This window comes from Streptomyces sp. f51 (assembly GCF_037940415.1).
Lineage (GTDB): Bacteria > Actinomycetota > Actinomycetes > Streptomycetales > Streptomycetaceae > Streptomyces.
On the sequence record NZ_CP149798.1, the window covers coordinates 1,470,305 to 1,488,651 of the forward strand.

At 73.1% G+C, this 18,347-nt stretch carries 19 protein-coding genes and 1 riboswitch; of the genes, 8 read left to right on the forward strand and 11 right to left on the reverse strand.

Annotation, left to right across the window (positions count from 1 at the left end; genetic code table 11):
* Positions 1–11 precede the first annotated feature (11 nt).
* The 3 genes from WJM95_RS06595 to WJM95_RS06605 all read left to right on the forward strand — a co-directional run bounded on the left by WJM95_RS06595 (position 12) and on the right by WJM95_RS06605 (position 3,564).
* Complete coding sequence (locus WJM95_RS06595; protein ID WP_339128552.1) at positions 12–803, forward strand: SURF1 family protein; 792 nt, start codon at positions 12–14, stop codon at positions 801–803.
* Positions 804–979: 176 nt separating this feature from the next.
* Complete coding sequence (locus WJM95_RS06600) at positions 980–2,794, forward strand: glycoside hydrolase family 15 protein (RefSeq protein WP_339128553.1); 1,815 nt, start codon at positions 980–982, stop codon at positions 2,792–2,794.
* A gap of 14 nt (positions 2,795–2,808) precedes the next feature.
* Complete coding sequence (locus WJM95_RS06605; protein ID WP_339128554.1) at positions 2,809–3,564, forward strand: SDR family oxidoreductase; 756 nt, start codon at positions 2,809–2,811, stop codon at positions 3,562–3,564.
* Between the two features lie 66 nt (positions 3,565–3,630).
* Here the strand turns inward: WJM95_RS06605 and amaP are convergent, their stop codons facing one another.
* The 5 genes from amaP to WJM95_RS06630 form a co-directional block, all read right to left on the reverse strand.
* Entirely contained in the window at positions 3,631–4,218 is a 588-nt protein-coding gene (amaP, locus tag WJM95_RS06610; protein WP_339128555.1) for an alkaline shock response membrane anchor protein AmaP, read from the reverse strand.
* On the reverse strand, positions 4,215–4,907 hold the full coding sequence (locus WJM95_RS06615; RefSeq protein WP_339128556.1) for a DUF6286 domain-containing protein: 693 nt from the start codon (positions 4,905–4,907) through the stop codon (positions 4,215–4,217). The genes amaP and WJM95_RS06615 overlap by 4 nt, the downstream gene beginning before the upstream one ends.
* Positions 4,904–5,326, reverse strand: coding sequence for an Asp23/Gls24 family envelope stress response protein (locus WJM95_RS06620; protein WP_339128558.1), 423 nt, complete (start codon positions 5,324–5,326; stop codon positions 4,904–4,906). Before WJM95_RS06620 ends, WJM95_RS06615 begins: the two co-directional genes overlap by 4 nt.
* A gap of 3 nt (positions 5,327–5,329) precedes the next feature.
* Entirely contained in the window at positions 5,330–5,515 is a 186-nt protein-coding gene (locus tag WJM95_RS06625; RefSeq protein ID WP_339128560.1) for a hypothetical protein, read from the reverse strand.
* Positions 5,516–5,598: 83 nt separating this feature from the next.
* Positions 5,599–6,084, reverse strand: coding sequence for an Asp23/Gls24 family envelope stress response protein (locus WJM95_RS06630; RefSeq protein WP_339128561.1), 486 nt, complete (start codon positions 6,082–6,084; stop codon positions 5,599–5,601).
* Between the two features lie 87 nt (positions 6,085–6,171).
* On the opposite strand from WJM95_RS06630, the gene WJM95_RS06635 reads away from it, so the two are divergent.
* Positions 6,172–6,987, forward strand: coding sequence for a nucleopolyhedrovirus P10 family protein (locus WJM95_RS06635; RefSeq protein WP_339128562.1), 816 nt, complete (start codon positions 6,172–6,174; stop codon positions 6,985–6,987).
* A gap of 657 nt (positions 6,988–7,644) precedes the next feature.
* Here WJM95_RS06635 and WJM95_RS06640 read toward each other — a convergent pair.
* The 3 genes from WJM95_RS06640 to WJM95_RS06650 form a co-directional block, all read right to left on the reverse strand.
* On the reverse strand, positions 7,645–8,448 hold the full coding sequence (locus tag WJM95_RS06640) for an enoyl-CoA hydratase/isomerase family protein (protein ID WP_339128564.1): 804 nt from the start codon (positions 8,446–8,448) through the stop codon (positions 7,645–7,647).
* Positions 8,449–8,593: 145 nt separating this feature from the next.
* Entirely contained in the window at positions 8,594–8,815 is a 222-nt protein-coding gene (locus WJM95_RS06645) for a helix-turn-helix domain-containing protein (protein ID WP_006123601.1), read from the reverse strand.
* Between the two features lie 373 nt (positions 8,816–9,188).
* Positions 9,189–10,787 (reverse strand): ABC-F family ATP-binding cassette domain-containing protein, encoded by a 1,599-nt coding sequence (locus WJM95_RS06650; protein WP_339128565.1) that lies wholly within the window; start codon positions 10,785–10,787, stop codon positions 9,189–9,191.
* A gap of 257 nt (positions 10,788–11,044) precedes the next feature.
* Here WJM95_RS06650 and WJM95_RS06655 point away from each other — a divergent pair, with 257 nt between their 5' ends.
* Together WJM95_RS06655 and WJM95_RS06660 are read left to right on the forward strand one after the other, a co-directional pair.
* Positions 11,045–11,935 carry a neutral zinc metallopeptidase gene (locus WJM95_RS06655; RefSeq protein WP_339128567.1) on the forward strand — a complete coding sequence of 297 codons (891 nt, stop codon included), beginning with the start codon at positions 11,045–11,047 and terminating at the stop codon, positions 11,933–11,935.
* A 95-nt stretch (positions 11,936–12,030) separates the two neighbouring features.
* Entirely contained in the window at positions 12,031–12,444 is a 414-nt protein-coding gene (locus WJM95_RS06660; protein ID WP_339128568.1) for a VOC family protein, read from the forward strand.
* Between the two features lie 51 nt (positions 12,445–12,495).
* Here WJM95_RS06660 and WJM95_RS06665 read toward each other — a convergent pair whose 3' ends face one another.
* The 3 genes from WJM95_RS06665 to WJM95_RS06675 form a co-directional block, all read right to left on the reverse strand.
* Positions 12,496–13,905 carry a hypothetical protein gene (locus WJM95_RS06665; RefSeq protein WP_339128569.1) on the reverse strand — a complete coding sequence of 470 codons (1,410 nt, stop codon included), beginning with the start codon at positions 13,903–13,905 and terminating at the stop codon, positions 12,496–12,498.
* Between the two features lie 202 nt (positions 13,906–14,107).
* Positions 14,108–15,235: an alpha/beta fold hydrolase gene (locus WJM95_RS06670; protein ID WP_339128570.1), complete on the reverse strand. Its 1,128-nt coding sequence runs from the start codon at positions 15,233–15,235 to the stop codon at positions 14,108–14,110.
* A gap of 80 nt (positions 15,236–15,315) precedes the next feature.
* Positions 15,316–16,047, reverse strand: coding sequence for a class II aldolase/adducin family protein (locus WJM95_RS06675; RefSeq protein ID WP_339128571.1), 732 nt, complete (start codon positions 16,045–16,047; stop codon positions 15,316–15,318).
* A 494-nt stretch (positions 16,048–16,541) separates the two neighbouring features.
* Here WJM95_RS06675 and WJM95_RS06680 point away from each other — a divergent pair, with 494 nt between their 5' ends.
* Positions 16,542–17,783, forward strand: coding sequence for an inorganic phosphate transporter (locus WJM95_RS06680; protein WP_339128572.1), 1,242 nt, complete (start codon positions 16,542–16,544; stop codon positions 17,781–17,783).
* A 19-nt stretch (positions 17,784–17,802) separates the two neighbouring features.
* Positions 17,803–18,021 carry a hypothetical protein gene (locus WJM95_RS06685; RefSeq protein WP_339128573.1) on the forward strand — a complete coding sequence of 73 codons (219 nt, stop codon included), beginning with the start codon at positions 17,803–17,805 and terminating at the stop codon, positions 18,019–18,021.
* A gap of 161 nt (positions 18,022–18,182) precedes the next feature.
* Positions 18,183–18,326, forward strand: a riboswitch (cobalamin riboswitch).
* Positions 18,327–18,347 lie beyond the last annotated feature (21 nt).

The window sequence follows — 18,347 nt, forward strand, 5'->3', positions numbered from 1 at the left end:
CCGTCAATGGGGTGTACCGCTTCCTGTTGTCCCGGCAGTGGGTGATCCTCACCCTCGTGGCCCTCGCCCTCATCCCGACGATGATCAAGCTGGGCTTCTGGCAGCTCCACCGGCACGAGCACAAGGTCGCCCTGAACACGGTGATCTCCGACTCGCTCGCCGCGAAGCCGGTGCCCGCGGAGTCGGTCACCGAGCCGGGCCGGCCGATCCGGGACGACGACCTGTTCCGCCGGGTCACGGCGAAGGGCCACTTCGACACCGCGCACGAAGAGGTCGTCCGCCGCCGCACCAACGCCGACGGCGAGGTCGGCTACCACGTCCTGACCCCCTTCGTCCTGGACGACGGCCGGGTCCTCATGGTGAACCGGGGCTGGGTCCCGGCGGACGGCGCGCAGACCGCCTTCCCGAAGATCCCGGCCCCCGCCTCGGGCGAGATCACCGTCACCGGCCGGCTGATGGCCGACCAGACGACCGCCGACAGCGGCATCAAGAACGTCCGGGGCCTGCCCGCCCGTCAGGTCATGCTGATCAGCAGCGGGCAGGAGGCGCGGCGGCTCGGCCGGCAGGTGCTCGGCGGCTACGTCGAGCAGACGGCGCCCGCGCCCAAGGGCGGCTCGCCCGAGCTGATCCCCGACCCCGAGCACAGCGACATCGGCCCCCACATGGCGTACGCGATCCAGTGGTGGCTCTTCTCCGCCGGCGTCCCCGTGGGCTGGGTGGTCCTGGTCCGCCGCGAGCGCCGCGACCGGGCGGAGGCCGCGGCCCCCGAGAGCACACCGGAAGCCGAACCGGCGGGCGTGTAGCCGGGCGGGCGCGCAGCCGGGCGGGCTTGAGACCGGCAGGCTTGAGACCGGCAGGTGTGACGACCCGTCGCGGGAGCCGGTGACTGCCCGGTCCACCCCGGGCCCGCCCCGGCTCGGGCGCCCACGCCACTCTGGCGGCCCGATTGACCGTTGCCCCGTTCGGGAACCCGTCCACCGTGCACCGACACATCGAGGACTACGCGCTCATCGGGGACGAACAGACCGCCGCTCTGGTGGGCCGCGACGGCTCCGTCGACTGGCTGTGCCTGCCCCGCTTCGACTCCGCGGCCTGCTTCGCGGCCCTGCTGGGCGACGAGGACAACGGTCACTGGCGGATCGCGCCCGAGGGCGCGGAGGTGTGCACCCGGCGCGCCTACCGCCCGGACACCCTGGTGCTGGACACCGAGTGGGACACGGCCGAGGGCTCGGTCCGGGTGACCGACCTCATGCCGCAGCGCGAGCACGCCCCCGACGTCGTACGCGTCGTCGAAGGTCTCAGCGGCCGGGTCCGGATGCGCAGTCTGCTGCGGCTGCGGTTCGACTACGGCTCCGTCGTCCCGTGGATGCGCCGCTCGGACGGTCACCGGGTCGCGGTCGCGGGGCCGGACTCGGTGTGGCTGCGCAGCGAACCGCCCGTGCACACGTGGGGGCAGGACTTCCGCACCCACTCGGAGTTCACCGTGGAGGCGGGCGAGAAGGTCGCCTTCGTCCTGACCTGGCATCCCTCGCACCGGCCCCGGCCACCCCTGTGCGACCCCTTCGAGGCGCTGGAGACCAGCGTCCAGGACTGGAAGGCGTGGGCGGCGCGCTGCCGGTACGACGGACCGCACCGGGACGCCGTCGTCCGCTCCCTGATCACCCTCAAGGCGCTCACCTACGCGCCGACCGGCGGCATCGTGGCCGCCCCCACGACCTCGCTGCCCGAGGAGATCGGCGGCGTCCGCAACTGGGACTACCGCTACTGCTGGCTGCGCGACTCCACCCTCACCCTCGGCGCGCTCCTGTCGGCCGGCTACCACGAGGAGGCCGAGGCCTGGCGCGACTGGCTGCTGCGCGCGGTCGCCGGCGATCCGGCGGCCCTCCAGATCATGTACGGCCTCTCGGGGGAACGCCGGCTGCCGGAGTACGAGATCCCCTGGCTGTCCGGCTACGCGGACTCCGCGCCGGTGCGGGTCGGCAACAGCGCCGTCGAACAGCTCCAGCTCGACGTGTACGGCGAGGTCATCGACTCGCTGTCGCTCGCCCGGCGCTCCGGCCTGCCGTCCAGGCCCCATATGTGGCGGGTGGAGTGCGCCATGATGGAATTCCTCCGGGTGGCGTGGCGGCAGCCGGACGAGGGGATCTGGGAGGTGCGCGGCCCGCGCCGGCACTTCGTGTACTCCAAGGTGATGGCCTGGGTGGCCGCCGACCGCGCGGTGCGCACCCTGGAGGACGACCCGACGCTCGACGGCGACATCGAGGCGTGGCGGGCGATGCGCGACGAGGTGCACCGCGAGGTGTGCGAACGCGGCTTCGACGCGGCCCGGAACACGTTCACGCAGTCCTACGGCTCGACCGAACTGGACGCCTCCCTGCTGCTCATCCCGCGCGTGGGTTTCCTGCCCCCCGACGATCCCCGGGTGATCGGCACGGTCGACGCGGTCCGCGCGGAACTCGCCCCGGACGGTTTCCTGGTCCGCCGCTACACCGCCGCGGCGGCCGGTGTCGACGGGCTTCCGGGCGACGAGGGCGCCTTCGTCGTCTGCTCCTTCTGGCTCGCGGACGCGCTGCATCTGACGGGCCGTACGCGGGAGGCGCGCGAGCTGTTCGAGCGGCTGGTCGGCCTCACCAACGACCTGGGACTGCTGTCCGAGGAGTACGACCCGGTCGCGGGCCGCCAGCTCGGCAACTTCCCGCAGGCCTTCAGTCACATCGGCCTCGTGGTGACCGCCCTCAGTCTGTTCGGCGTCGACGGGCCGGTGCAGGCGGAAGGGGCCGTGCCGCCGGGATAGGGAAGGATGGGGCCATGGATCTTGGACTGAAGGATCGTGTGTACGTCGTCACGGGAGCCACCCGGGGCCTGGGCAACGCCGCCGCGCGCGAACTGGTCGCCGACGGCGCCAAGGTGGTCGTCACCGGACGCGACGAGGACACCGCGGCGGCCGCCGCCTCCGCGCTCGGCCCGAACGCGGTAGGGGTGGCGGCCGACAACGGCGCCGCGGAGACCCCGGCCCGGCTGATCGCCGGTGCCCGTGAGCACTTCGGCGGCTTCGACGGCATCCTGATCAGCGTCGGCGGGCCGCCGCCCGGGTTCGCCGCGGACAACACCGACGAACAGTGGATGGTGGCGTTCGAGTCGGTCTTCCTCGGCGCGGTCCGCCTGGCCCGCGCGGCCGCGGGGGAACTCGGCGAGGGCGGGGTCATCGGCTTCGTGCTCTCCGGCTCGGTGCACGAGCCGATCCCCGGGCTCACCATCTCCAACGGTCTGCGTCCTGGCCTCGCGGGGTTCGCCAAGTCCCTCGCGAACGAGCTGGGCCCGCGCGGCATCCGCGTGGTCGGGCTGCTGCCGTCCCGCATCGACACGGACCGCGTCCGCCAGCTGGACGGGCTGTCCGCCGACCCCGAGGCCACCCGCGCGGCCAACGAGGCCCGCATCCCGCTGCGCCGCTACGGCGCCCCTGAGGAGTTCGGCCGCACGGCCGCGTTCCTGCTCTCCCCCGCCGCGTCGTACCTCTCGGGCATCATGCTCCCGGTGGACGGCGGGATGCGGGGCGGGTTCTAGGACTTCCGGGGCGCCTGCGAGACGTGTCCGCCGGCGTACGGGGCGCCCGCCCGGGCAGGTGCCCCGTCAGGTCACGCGTTCGGCGCGGTGCTTGACGCCGCGCAGGCGCACCTCCGCCGGGAGCGCGGCGAGACCGGCCGAGTCCCGCGCGTGGGCGAGGGCCTCCACGGTCAGCAGCCGCAGCGCGTACCCGGGGTCCACATGGGGTTCCAGCAGGAGCCGCACCCGCGCCGCGGGCAGGCTGCGCCGCCCGGTCAGATGGACGTTCGCGTGCTCGACGCCGTCCAGCCGGGCCGACTCGGCGGCCAGTACGCCCTCCAGCGCCTTTCCGCGCAGCAGCGCGCCCGCGCCGTCGCCGGTGTCGACGAGCACCTCGGCGAGCCGCCTGCGGCGCACGACGGCGACCAGCCACCACAGGGCGAGCAGCAGGAGCACCGCGAGCGCGGCGATGACGGCGGGCCACCACCAGCCCTGGTCCCGCCACTTGGTCCGTTCGGCGGTGCTGAGCAGCACGTCGTGCCGTCCGTCGTAGATCCACCACGAGGGCGGCCGTACGCCGAGTCCGACGGCGAGCACGGAACCGCCGAGGACGAGCAGCACGAGCCCGGTGAAGCCGATCAGTACCCGGTTGACGGTCCGCAGCACGGATCTCACCTCTTCTTTCCGGGGCGCGCGACGTGCACGGACAGGGCGGGCGAGCGGGCCAGTCCCAGTCCCTTGATGCCGTCGGCGAGCGTGGTGTCGAGGTCGGCGCGGACGTCGTCGAGTTCCCGGAAGTGCGACAGCGCGCGGACGTCGACCTTGCGGCGCTTCACGCGCACACGGACCGACTGCACACCGGCGACCTCCATGGCCCGGTCCCGGAGCGCCATCGCGGCGGCGCCCCGGTGCAGTCCGGCCCGGACGTCGGCGTGGGTGCGCCGCATGGGCAGGACGTCCCGCAGTCCGGGTGTGGCCGCGAGGACGATCAGCCAGAGTCCGATCGCGGCGGCGATCCCGGCGCCGACGAGCACCGCGGTGTCGTCGAGCGGCCGTTCGGCGAGCTGCCGGGCCAGCCAGGTCCGCCAGTACAGAGCGGTGCGTCCGGCGCGCACGGCCACGACGTCGTACAGGAAGGCGCCCGCCGCGACGAGGAGCAGGAGCGCGAGGACGCCGGCGGGCACGCGGCGCGCCGACCAGAACCTGCCCTGGCGGCCGTCCTCGTCCCCGGCGGTGCCCAGCGGTTCGTACGCGGCGGAGGAGGCGGACTGCCCGAGGGCGCCCGCGTCGTCCCCGCCCCCCGGCTCCGGCTTCTCCAGGACGGGTGTCTTGCGCGTGTCGTCGGAGCCCTGGGGCTCGCTCATCGCGTCCTCCCCTGTACCGCGCCGGACTCGGGTGCCAGATGCAGCCGCTCCACCTGGACGGCGACCTCGGGCACTTCCATTCCCGCCAACGCCTCTACCCGCTCGGTGACATGACGACGCACCGCGCCGCACTGGGCCCCGATGTCGGCGGGGTAGCCGAGTTCGAGGCTGACCCTGATCCGCGCGCTGTGCGTCGGGGTGCCGTCCGTGCCGCCGGTGCCGGACGCCTGCCGCCGCACGACGACCGTCGCGTGCGGGGGCACCGCGTCGGGGGGCAGCGGGGGCAGGGCCTCGCGCGCCGCCCGCGAGGCGATCTTCGCGACGACGCGGTCGGCGATCCGGGTGGCGCCCCGCTCGGGGGGCGCGACGGCCGTCGGGGCCGGCCGGGTCTCGCCCAGCCGGGCGGTCTGACCTGGCACGCGTCACCGCCGCCGGTCGTCACGCGCGCGGAAGAAGGCGCCGATGTCCAGATCCCCCTCCAGGAGCCGTCCGACGACGAACCCGACGGCCCCCAGGGCGGCCACCAGGAGGAAGGCGCCGAATCCGCCGAAGTACCCGGCGAAGGCCAGCGCCATTCCGGCGATCATGCCGATCACGGCCAAGCTCATGGGGCTCTCCTCAGCAGTCGGTGGCCGCGCGATCACTCATGGTGCGAAGGCCGGGGTGTCCGGCGGATTCCGGTGACCCGGGGTCACTGGAGTCGTGACTCCGGCTCTTCTTCCTCTTCCTCGGGCAGCTTCACATCACTCACCGCGATGTTGACTTCCACCACTTCGAGCCCCGTCATGCGCTCGACGGCGGAGATGACGTTCTCGCGTACGGCACGGGCCACATCGGAGATCGACACGCCGTAGTCGACGACGATCTCCAGGTCGAGCGCCGTCTGGAGCTCGCCGACCTCGGCCTTCACACCCCGCGTCACCGATTTGGTGGAACCGCCCGGCACCCGGTCGCGTACGGCTCCGAAGGTCCGGCTCAGCCCGCTGCCCATCGTGTGGACACCGAGTACGTCGCGGGCGGCGAGCCCGGCGATCTTCTCCACGACACCGTCGGAGATCGTGGTCCGCCCCCGGGTGGCGGCGTCTCCGCCGCCGCGCCTGGTGGGCTTACGGGTCTGCTGCGACTCCTTCTCGGTGTCGGGGCTGTCCGTCCGGTCCCGCTCGGTCATGTCGGTCATCGCCGTACGTCCCTTTCGGTCGTCCTCCTCTGCTCACAGTAGGTCGGGTCGCGCGGTCGCGCGCCGTGGATGGGGCAGGCTGGAGCAATGACGGCGGACCGGTGGACGCAAGGGGTACGGCATCAGCTCGGGCTCGGCAGATTCCTGCCGCTGGGTCTGGCGCTCGACGGCACGTGGATCACGGAGGAGGCGGCCGGGTCGGTGCTGCGGCGTGAGGCGGCGGCCGTGGCGGGGGTGCGGCTCGGGGCGCTGCGGATCGCGCTGGCCGACCCGGAATCGGCCGGCGAACCGGCCGTACCGCCGCCGCCGAGCGCCCTGCCGCCCGGTCCGCTGCGCGTCACCGCGGACTTCGGGGTCTCGGCTGATCCCACGGCCGCGGGCGCGGAGCCCCTTCCGGCCGTCGCGGCCCGGCTGCGTCTGACGGTGGTGTCCGCCGCGACCCGGCTCCTGGGCCTCGACGTCGAGGAGGTGGATCTACGGGTGACGGACCTGCTGGAGGACTCCCCCCACCCCCCGGACGGAGCACGGGAAACGCCCACGGCGATCCCGGCGGACACCGGGACGGCCGAGGGGGGTGCGGAGGGGGGCGGCGGCAGGCGGCCGGCGCCGCTGCCCAAGGATCCCGAGGAAGCCCGGATCGCGGCGGTCGCGTCGGCCGTCCCGGGCGTCACTCGTCTGACGGACGTACTGGGCCGACCGGTCCACGTCGAGAGCCCGCGCGCCACGGATCCGGCCCTGCCGCGCCGCCACATCCGGATCGAGCTCGCGGTCTCCGGGGACGAACGGACGGCGGACGTGGCACGCGCGGTGAGAGCCGCCGTCACCGAGGCCGCGCAGGACGCCCCGTCGGTGGCGGTCCTGGTGACAGCGGTGCCCCCACCCCACCCGTCACCCCGACGGTGACCGCAGCATGCCGGAACACGCGGCACCCCTGACCGCCGCAGCCCGGGGCGCGGGGCACCCCGGGCACCCCTGACCGCCGCAGCCCGGGGCGCGGGGCACCCCGGGCACCCCTGACCGCCGCAGACCGGGGCACGGGCCACCCTGACCGCCGCAGACCGGGGCACCGGCCACCCCGGGCGCCCACGACCATCACCGGCCGGGGCACGCAACACCCCGGGCGAGGCGACGACCGCCGGGCGGGACACGGGGCGCCCCGGGCGAAGGCGACCACCATCGGACGGGGTGCCAGGCACCTCCGTCCGAGAAGGTGACGCCCACTGGCCCAGAGATCCGCCCCTCGGGGGAAGATGACACGCGCCCGGCAGCTCACCCGACCCGGGAGAGGTGACAGCGGCAGCGCGCCCGATCTCGGGGGACGGTGACGCGCGCTCGGCAGCGCACCCGACCTCGGAGCGCATGATCCCGGCCGCCGGGTCACCCGGTCGCCAGGACATCGATCGCTCCGAGCCGGGGCACCCCGGTCGCCAGGACGTCGACCACTCCGGGCCGGGGCACCCCGGTCGCCGGGACGTCGGCCGTTCCGGGGCGGGGCACCCGGTGTCACCGGGTGCCGCCTCGGAGGGGCGGGGGCGAAAGGCCGGTGCGCGCCCGGACGGGCTACTCTCCGACGCCCGCCAGGTCGCGCAGCCTGCGGGCCTGGGCGGCCCGCTCGGCGGTGCGCTGTTCCTCGTACGACCGCTCCTGCGCCCCCCGCAGCAGCGCCTTCGTCTCGATCACGGCGTCCCGCGGCGCGGCCAGCAGGGCCGCGGAGAGGTCGGCGACGGCGGCGTCGAGCTGCTCGGCGGGCACGGCGAGGTTGGCGAGCCCGGTGCGCTCGGCCTCCTCGGCCAGGACGAAGCGGCCCGTGGCGCAGATCTCCAGCGCACGGGCGTACCCGACGAGCCCGACGAGCGGATGCGTCCCCGTGAGGTCCGGCACCAGACCGAGGCTGGTCTCGCGCATGGCGAACTGCACGTCGTCGGCGACGACGCGCAGGTCACAGGCGAGGGCGAGCTGGAACCCGGCACCGATGGCATGCCCCTGGACGGCGGCGATGGACACGAGGTCGCTGCGCCGCCACCAGGTGAACGCCTCCTGGTACTCGGCGATGGTCGCGTCCAGCTCGGCGTCGGAGCCGCGCGCGAGGTCGATGAACGACGGTTCCCCGTCGAAGCCCTCGGGCGTGAACGCCTGACGGTCGAGCCCCGCTGAGAAGGACTGGCCCTCGGCACGCAGGACGACCACGCGGACGGAGCCCGGCAGTGACCGCCCGGCCTGCGTCAAGGCCCGCCAGAGAGCGGGACTCTGGGCATTGCGCTTGGCCGGATTGGTCAGCGTCATCGTGGCGGTCGCGCCGTCGACGGTGAGCCGTACGCCGTCCTGGTCGAGTACGGGGTCGAGATCCTTGTCGAGCGAAGCCATGGGGTGCCTCCGATGGGTGCGGTCGGATCAGACGCGCGCCTCGCGAAGACACGAGAAACGCACCTAAGTGACTGCACAGTAACCACCCGGTCGGTCACCCGACCGACCGGGTGGTCACCACCGAAGCCGATGGGGACGCCCGGCCTCAGGCCGAGGCGGCCTTCTTGCCCCGCGTCGCGCCGCCACGCCCTCGGAGCGTGACACCCGACTCGCTGAGCATCCGGTGCACGAAGCCATACGAGCGGCCGGTCTCTTCGGCCAGCGCTCGGATGCTCGCACCGGAGTCGTACTTCTTCTTCAGGTCTGCCGCGAGCTTGTCGCGCGCGGCGCCGGTAACCCGGCTGCCCTTCTTCAGAGTCTCGGCCACCCGGTCCTCCTCATGGGAAGTGCGCTCTGGACTCTCATGATCACCCCTTTCGGGCGTCATGGCCACCCATTCGGCAAGGTCCGTAAGACAAGGTTTTGACGACAGGAGCCCGTCCCCACGAGTGGAATAAGTGATTCCGGGTGACGTCGCCCGTGCGGCCGAACGGGTTCCCGCGCGAAGTGCCTGGTCAGCGACGCAGAACGGCCGAGCCCTTGGGAACAAAGGACTCGGCCGTGAAATCGATGTACGACACACCTCGGTACGAGGAGATCTCACACAGATGATGGATCACGGATCGGCCGAATGATCCATACGCAGTGGATCACTCCATCGATCAAGGCGTGCCGGCCCCCCGCGGGAGGCCGCGCGAGGGTCAGGCGAGGGCCACCAGGTCGGCGTAGTCGGAGCCCCACAGGTCCTCGACACCGTCCGGCAGCAGGATGATCCGCTCCGGCTGGAGCGCCTCGACGGCGCCCTCGTCGTGGGTGACGAGGACGACGGCACCCTTGTAGGTGCGCAGCGCGCCGAGGATCTCCTCGCGGCTGGCCGGGTCGAGGTTGTTCGTCGGCTCGTCGAGCAGCAGGACGTTCGCGGACGAGACGACGAGGGTCGCGAGCGCGAGCCGGGTCTTCTCGCCGCCGGAGAGCACACCGGCCGGCTTGTCGACGTCGTCGCCGGAGAACAGGAACGAGCCGAGCGTCTTGCGGACCTCGACCAGATCCAGGTCGGGAGCGGCGGAGCGCATGTTCTCCAGGACCGTGCGCTCGGGGTCGAGGGTCTCGTGCTCCTGCGCGTAGTAGCCGAGCTTGAGGCCGTGGCCCTCGACGACCTCGCCGGTGTCCGGCTCCTCGGCGCCGCCGAGGAGCCGCAGCAGGGTCGTCTTGCCGGCGCCGTTCAGGCCGAGGATGACGACCCGGGAGCCCTTGTCGATGGCCAGGTCGACGTCGGTGAAGATCTCCAGGGAGCCGTACGACTTCGACAGGCCCTCGGCCATGAGCGGGGTCTTTCCGCAGGGCGCGGGCTCCGGGAAGCGCAGCTTGGCGACCTTGTCGGAGACGCGCACCGCGTCCAGCCCGGCGAGCAGCCGGTCGGCGCGCTTGGCCATGTTCTGCGCGGCGACCGTCTTGGTGGCCTTGGCGCGCATCTTGTCGGCCTGCGAGTGCAGGGCGGCGGCCTTCTTCTCGGCGTTCTGGCGCTCGCGCTTGCGGCGCTTCTCGTCGGCCTCGCGCTGCTGCTGGTAGAGCTTCCAGCCCATGTTGTAGACGTCGATCGTGGCGCGGTTGGCGTCGAGGTAGAACACCTTGTTCACGACCGTCTCGACCAGGTCGACGTCGTGGGAGATCACGATGAAGCCGCCGCGGTAGGTCTTGAGGTAGTCGCGCAGCCAGACGATGGAGTCGGCGTCGAGGTGGTTCGTCGGCTCGTCGAGCAACAGGGTGTCGGCGTCCGAGAACAGGATGCGGGCCAGCTCGATACGGCGGCGCTGACCACCGGAGAGCGTGTGCAGGGGCTGGCCGAGCACGCGGTCGGGCAGGTTGAGCGCGGCGGCGATCGTCGCGGCCTCGGCCTCGGCGGAGTACCCGCCCTTGGTCAGGAACTCCGTCTCCTGGCGCTCGTACTGCCGCAGGGCCTTCTCGCGGGTGGCGCCGGAGCCGTTGGCGATCCGCTGCTCGTTCTCGCGCATCTTGCGGATCAGGACGTCGAGGCCGCGGGCCGACAGGACGCGGTCGCGGGCCAGGACGTCGAGGTCGCCGGTGCGCGGGTCCTGCGGGAGGTAGCCGACCTCGCCGGAGCGGGCGACGTTCCCGGCGGCGGGCTGGCCCTCGCCCGCGAGGACCTTGGTGAGGGTCGTCTTGCCCGCGCCGTTGCGGCCGACCAGGCCGATGCGGTCGCCCTTCGTGATGCGGAAGGTGGCGGACTCGATGAGGATGCGGGCACCGGCGCGCAGCTCGATACCGGAGGCGGAGATCAAGGGTCAGACTCCAGAGCGGGTTGTTGGCGGGGTGGACGGCTGAGGACGTTCCCGCCGTTTAATGCGCGAGGAGAATGGCCATGGGCCAAGTCTAACGGGGCGGTGCAACCACTTTTCCGGTGCGCACTGTGACGCTCGCCCCCTTCCGGGACGCTCCGGCGGCCCGGTCCGGGGTCGCCCGTTCGGACCGCGGGCCGGGGCCGGGGGCCGGGAAGCGTACGAGGATGGCGCCACGGAGCGACGAAAGTGGTGTGCTCATGCAGTTCGACGACGACGCCGATCTGGACACCTCCGAGGTCCAGGACCAGCGTGGCGGTCGAATCCCCGGCGGCAGGGCGACCATCGGCGGCGGGCTCGCGGGACTCGTCGCCCTGGTCCTCGGACTGCTCTTCGGGGTGGGTCCCGACCAGCTCGGGCTCTCCTCGGGCGGCGACCAGCCCGGCGCGACCGCCTCCTCCCTGGCGCAGGTGCAGCAGACCTGCCGGACGGGACGGGACGCCAACGCGCGGGAGGACTGCCGGACCGTGGCGGTGGTCAACAGCGTCCAGGACTACTGGTCCCGCGAGTTCGCGCGCCGGGGCGGCACCTACACCCGCGCCCCGACGGTGTTCTTCGGCGGACGGGTGAACACGGCGTGCGGCACCGCGTCCTCGGCCGTCGGGCCCTTCTACTGCCCCGCCGACCGCAAGGCCTATCTGGACCTCGGCTTCTTCGACGATCTCAGGACGAAGTTCGGCTCGAGCGGCGGCCCGTTCGCGCAGGCCTATGTCGTGGCGCACGAGTACGGGCATCACGTGCAGAACCTGACGGGCACGCTGGGCCGGTCCCAGGACGGCGTGACCGGCGCGAACAGCAATGCGGTGCGGACGGAGCTCCAGGCCGACTGCTACGCGGGCGTGTGGGCGCGGCACGCGACCACCACGCCGTCCTCGTCGACGGGCAAGCCGTTGCTGACCTCGCTGACGGACGCCGACATCCGCGACGGCCTCGACGCGGCGGCGGCCGTCGGCGACGACCGGATCCAGGCGAGGTACCAGGGCCGGGTGACGCCGGAGACCTGGACGCACGGGTCGGCCAAGCAGCGGCAGCAGTGGTTCTACCAGGGCTTCACCAGCGGTGACATGGCTCAGTGCAACACGTTCCGGTGAGCCGGGAGGCCGGGCGCGGGGCGTTGTCAGTGGCGGGTGCCAGACTGGTCAGCGGTTCGGAATCCGGCAGTTTGTCACGGGACGGAGTGATCGGTATGGCCGGCATGAACGGCGGGCGCCCGAGTATCTACCCCTCGATGCTGTACGCCGACGCGAAGGCGGCGATCAGGCAGCTCACGGAGGCCTTCGGCTTCTCGGAGCTGGCGGTCTACGAGGGTGAGGACGGCTCGGTGATGCACGCGGAGCTGGTGCAGGGCAACGGCGCGGTGATGCTCGGGTCCAAGGGGCGCGGCGGCCGTTTCGACGAGGCGATGAAGAGCGCGGGCCCGTGCGGGGTGTACATCGTGGTGGACGACGTCGACGCGCACCACCAGCGGGCCGTGGACCACGGCGCGGAGATCCTGATGGCCCCGACCGACCAGGAGTACGGCTCGCGGGACTACATGGCCCGCGATCTGGAGGGCAACATCTGGAGCTTCGGAACCTACGCCCCGGAGATAGGCGCGTAGGACCGCTCCGGGGTCGGGCCGGCCGCGGTCCCGGCCGGCCGGCCGGTCCGGTCAGCTTCCTCCGGTGTGCACCTGGAAGGCGGCCCTGCGTACGGCCTTGGCGAGCGCGGGGTCGGGGTGGGCGGCGGCGAGCGCGACCAGCACCTGCACCGTGCGCGGGTGTCCGACCGCCCGCACCTCGTCGAGGAGCGCGGGAACGGTGGGCTGCACCGCGGACTCCAGATGCCGGACGAGGAGCGGGGCCTCGCCGTGGTCGGCGACGGCGGCGGCGGTGTCGACCCACAGCCAGGTGGACTCGGCGCGGGTGAGGACCTCGTGGGCGTCCTCGGGGTCGTAGCCGTCGTGCTCGGCGAGCCAGAGCAGGGCGTAGGGGCGCAGCGGCGTCTCCTCGACCACGGCACGCACGTCCGGCTCGGCGGGGGCGCCGACCACGCGCAGGGCCTCGAAGGCGAGGCCGCGGGTGAGGGCGTCCTCACCGCGGGCCGCGGCGATCAGTTCGGTGACGGCGCCGCCGACCGTGCGGGCGGCGAGCCAGGCGCGGTACTCGGCGCGGGCGGCGTTGGGGCGGAGCTGGGCGCAGCCGCGGAGCATGTCCTCGGCGGACTGCTCGATGTTCCCGGCGGGACTCTGGGCGGCGACGCAGATCTGCTCCAGCTTGACCCAGACCGCCCAGCTGCCGAGCGCGGTGAGGGTGGCCTGTCCCTCGCCGCAGGTCAGCGCGCCGACGGAGGCGAGGGCCTCCAGGGCCCAGTCGAGGAGCGGGGCGAGGGGGGCGTCCGGGACCTCCGCGGGCTCGGGGGCGGGGTCGGTCCCGGGGTCGGGGCCGTAGGAGATCTCGCAGCGCTCGGTGCGCAGTTCCGTGACGCGCTGCCCGAGGAGGTCGAGCAGCTGGTCCACGGGGACGGGTCCGGCGGAGAGCTGGAGGAAGGAGAGGACCTGGGGCATCGCGGAGACGACCTCGGCGACGGCCGCGGGCTCGCGGTCCGCCGGTTCGGGGTACGCGAGGGACCAGGCGTCGAAGAGGGCGACCCAGCCGCGCAGGACGGCGCTGTCGTCGCGGCTCCAGGCGCGCAGCCGCCATCCGGGGCGGGCGTCGCCGCCGTGCACCTCGATGAGGCCGGCCAGGCGGGCGGTGTCCCAGTCGGCGCGGACCTGGACCGGGGTGAGTCCGAGATCGGCGGCGGCCCGTTCGGCGGTGGCGTCGGAGAGGGTGCCCTTGCCGTCGGGGTTCGCGCCGTCGCGCCCCGGGCGCAGGGCGGCGTCGGCCCAGCGCGCCACGCGGGCCGCGTCGGACAGGCCGGTGCGCGCCATGCGGGCGAGTTCGGCCGGCGGCGGTGTGCCTTCCGGCGGTCGCGGTGCGGGGCGGCGGGTGCGGCGCTGGGTCACCGCTCGGGGGGCGGTCGCGAGGGACCGCGGGCTGACGAGTCGGAGCCTGGAGTCGCGCGGGTTACGGGACGTCACGGGTGCAGTCTTGCGGTTGACAGTCCGAAAACCCAAACGGAATGCCCTCGCAGGCCACGGGGGCGGCGGCAGCGGGGCCCCGCCGGGGTGCCCGGCACGCGGGAGAGCGGGCCGGGCACAGTGGCCGGGACGCCGACCGGAAGCGGGTTCCCCGTGCCGGCCCGGGGGCCGTGGCGGTGGGCGTCCGGTGGGGTGCCGCGGGCTACATGAGGGGGGTGAGGAAGCGGCGCAGGGCCTCTTCGTAGGCCGCCGGTCCCGCGTTCCACATGGCGCCGTGCGGGGCGTCGGGGACGGTGTGCAGGGTGACGAGGTCGGGGCGGCTCGCGGCCAGGCGGCGGGAGGCGCCCCAGGGGGCGATGCGGTCGTCCGGGCCGTGGACCAGCAGGGTCGGCACCTTGACCTGGTCGGGGTGCGCGGCGTGCGCGATGCGGTCTCCGCGTACGCCGGTGCGTCCCTGTGCGGCGCGCACCGCGAGCGGCAGCAGGAAGCCGGGGGTGTGGCGGGCGCCGGCGAGGGCGCGCAGGGTGGTCTCCCAGTCGAGGACGGGCGAGTCCAGGACGAGTCCGGAGATCCGCTCGCGCAGCGCGGAGTGGGCGGCGGCGCGCAGGGCCATGGTGGCGCCGGTGGACCAGCCGTAGAGGACGACGCGCTCGGCGCCGAACCGCACGGCGTAGCGGATGGCCGCGTCGAGGTCGCGCCACTCGGTCTCGCCGAGGTGGTTCAGGCCGTCCGGCGGGCGGGGTGCCCCGAGGTCGCCGCGGTAGGCGAGGTCGAGGACGGGGAAGTGCCGGTCGTTCAGGAACCCCATCAGGTTCATGGGGTGTTCCCGGGTGGCGCCCAGGCCGTGGACGGTGATGACCCAGGTGTCGCGGACCGCGGGCACGAACCAGGCGGGCAGGGCTCCGAGTTCTCCGGGCACGTCGACGTCGGCGTGTTCGAGTCCGAGGGCGGACCCGGGGTCGCCGACGTACAGGTTGGGGGTGAGCCACACCTTGTCGCCGGGCTCCAGGGATCCGTGCGTGACGCGTTCCAGGGTGCGGACGACGGTGTCGGCGGTGTGGGGCACGGAGTTCTGGAGGGGGCCGACGACCGCGTGGGAGCCGTCGCCGGCGAGGCCGTAGGTTCCCGGGCGCCGGGAGGCGAGGGCCCTGGTGAGGGTGATCCCGCCCGACGTCGTCGCGTGCACGGTGAGCCGGGGCTCGGTGGGCAGGGGCTTGCCGGGCCTCGTCTTCAGCGCGGCGTCGCTGGCCAGCCGGCCCGCCGCCACGGAGGCCGCGCCCGCGGCTATGGCTACGGTGACGGCCGCTGCCGTGGCTCTTAGGGTGCGCACCCGACCAGTTTCCCGGGGTACCGGCCCATCGGCCAGCGGAGACGCCTCCAGGGGTGACGCCCGGCACTCGCGCGGGGGGCTCAGCCCTGTTGGCCGTAGCCCCTCAGCCGCTCTCCCGCGTCCGCCAGTTGCTCCGGTGAGAGCAGTGCGGGGGTGAGGCCGGGGACCGAGGAGGCCAGGAGCCAGACGCGGCACATCCATTCCAGCTGGGCCGTGCGGTCGTAGGCCTGGTCGAGCGAGGCCCCGTGGGCGATGGTGCCGTGGTTGCGGAGGAGGCAGGCGGTGCGGCCGTCCAGAGCCCTGAGCGTGTGCGCGGCCAGCTCCGGTGTGCCGTAGGCCGCGTAGGGGGCGACGCGGAGGGGGCCGCCCATGGCGGCCGCCATGTAGTGGACGAGCGGGAGTTCGGGGACGAGGAGCGAGACGGCCGTCGCGTGCGGCGCGTGGGTGTGGACGACGGCCCGTGCCTCCGTGCCGCGGTACACGGCGAGGTGCATCGGCAGTTCGCTGGTCGGGCGCAGTGTGCCGAGGACCTGCCCGCCGTCGAGGCCGACGCCGACGATGTCGTCGGGGGTGAGCCGGTCGTAGGGCACGCCCGTGGGGGTGACGAGGACGGTGGCGCCGACGCGGACCGAGACGTTGCCGGAGGTGCCGACGACCAGTCCGTCGGCGACCGTGCGGCGGGCCGTCGAGACCAGTTCGTCCCAGGCCCGCCGGAGGGTGTCCCGGTCCTCCGCCGGGGGCGGTTCGCCGGGGCCGCCCGTCGTCCGTCGGTGCTCGTGTCCGTCCCGCGCGTCCCGGTGCCGCTCAGTCATGACGCGATCCTGCCAGCCACGGCCTTCCGCGCACCCCGTACGGGCGGGCTCCGGGACGTATACGACCCGCCAAGAGCCCACGGTTGTATGTGATTTGAGTCACATCAGACCAACGGATCATCGACGTTGCCGAGGTCGGACATTTGCCGCGGATCACACCGCGTGGTCGACCCGCTACGGCGCCGGGGGCGCCCGAACACCCTCCGCCGGGCGACCCCTTCGGGCCTTCGGGCGGTGTGACGACGGCTACAACCTGGGCGTGACACGGATCTCGTCACCTGAACCCCCCTCAGACCGGGCCGCGGACCCCGGGCCCGGACCCCAAGCGGAGTACGGAATTCCGAATCCGTTCGAACCCACCGAACCCCGCCCCAACACAAGCGGAATGCCATTCCACCGTTCGGGACACCACGACGTCCGGCTCAGTTCATCTTCCGTTCACCCAGGTTGCCTACGGTCCACCTGCCACTGACGTCCAACAGAAGCCTGGGTAAATGGAACACATCACGCTCCTCCTCGGAATCGTGATCGTCACCGCTCTCGTGTTCGATTTCACGAACGGTTTCCACGACACCGCCAACGCGATGGCCACCACCATCTCGACCGGCGCACTCAAGCCCAAGGTCGCGGTGGCCATGTCCGCCGCCCTCAACCTTGTCGGCGCCTTCCTCTCCGTCGAGGTCGCCAACACGATCTCCAAGGGCCTCGTCGACGAGGCCGGCATCCGGCCGGAGGTGATCTTCGCCGCTCTGGTCGGCGCGATCCTCTGGAACCTGGTGACCTGGCTCGTCGGACTCCCGTCCAGCTCCTCGCACGCCCTCATGGGCGGCCTGGTCGGCGCCACCATCGCCTCCGCCGGTACCGGCGCCGTGCACGGTGACGTCCTGGTCGGCAAGGTGCTTCTGCCCGCCGTCGCCGCCCCGATCGTCGCCGGTCTGGCCGCCATGGTCGCCACCCGGCTGTCGTACAAGCTGAGCGGTGACACCGACACCAAGGCCACCAAGAAGGGGTACCGCGCCGGCCAGATAGCCTCCGCGGGCCTGGTCTCGCTGGCCCACGGCACCAACGACGCGCAGAAGACGATGGGCATCATCACCCTGGCCCTGGTCGCCGGTGGCGCCGTCGCTCCCGACTCCGACCCGCCGGTCTGGGTCATCCTCTCCGCCGGTCTCGCGATCGCGCTCGGCACCTACCTGGGCGGCTGGCGCATCATCCGCACGATGGGCAAGGGCCTGACCGACCTCCAGCCGCAGCAGGGCTTCGCCGCCCAGACCAGCGCGGCCACGGTCATCCTGGCCTCGTCGCACATCGGCTTCTCCCTCTCCACCACGCACTCGGTCTCCGGTTCCGTGATGGGCGCGGGCCTCGGCCGCAAGGGTGGCGTGGTCCGCTGGTCCACCGCGAAGCGCATGGTCGTCGCCTGGGTCCTCACCCTGCCCGCCGCCGCCCTGGTCGGCGCCGGCGCCGAATGGGTGACCGGTTTCGGCGCCTGGGGCACCGCGCTCGTGGCCGTCTTCCTGGTGGGCTCCAGCTTCGCGATCTGGCGCCGCTCGCGCCGCGAGGTGATCGACCACAACAACGTGAACGACGCCGAGGAGCCCGCGGGTGTGGTGACGCAGGCCATCGCCGCCGTCACCCCGCCCCCGGCCGGTTCCGTGGCCGAAGGCCTCACGGCCACCATCCCGGCTCCGGCCGAGCCCACGGCGAACCCGTCGGCCCAGTCCCGAGTGGCCTGAGACCAAAGGAAGCAACAGCATGAACATCGACTGGTCAGCCCTCGGGTCCGTCTTCGGGGTCAGCCTCGGAGTGACCGTGGCCCTCGTCGCCCTCTTCACCCTCGGCGTCGCCGGCCTCGCCAAGAAGGAGTCGGCCCAGGGCGGTTCCGCTGTCGCGGCGGCCACCGGCGCCTACGTCTGCTTCGCGGCCTGCGCCGCTGCGGTGGCGTACGGCATCTCCCTGATCATCACCAAGTAGCCCGCCACAGGGGCCTGTCGCGACGGCAGGCCCCGGCGGCCCGGAACCGGGCCGGGCCGAGCGGTACCGCGCGTGGGGTGCGGGACGGATCACCGTCCCGCACCCCACGCGTATGTGGGCCTGCGCACACTGTCCCTCCGCAGGTCAACAGCCAGTTGACGGCCGTTCGCACCCCGTGGTGGACTGCCGGAGCCAAGTACGGCGGCATGAGAGGAAGCCGGTGCGAATCCGGCGCGGTCCCGCCACTGTCATCGGGGAAGAAACTCCCCGGGAGCCAGGAACTCTCACCGCCGGTCTCGTCGAACCAGGGCGTGGACACCCTGAGT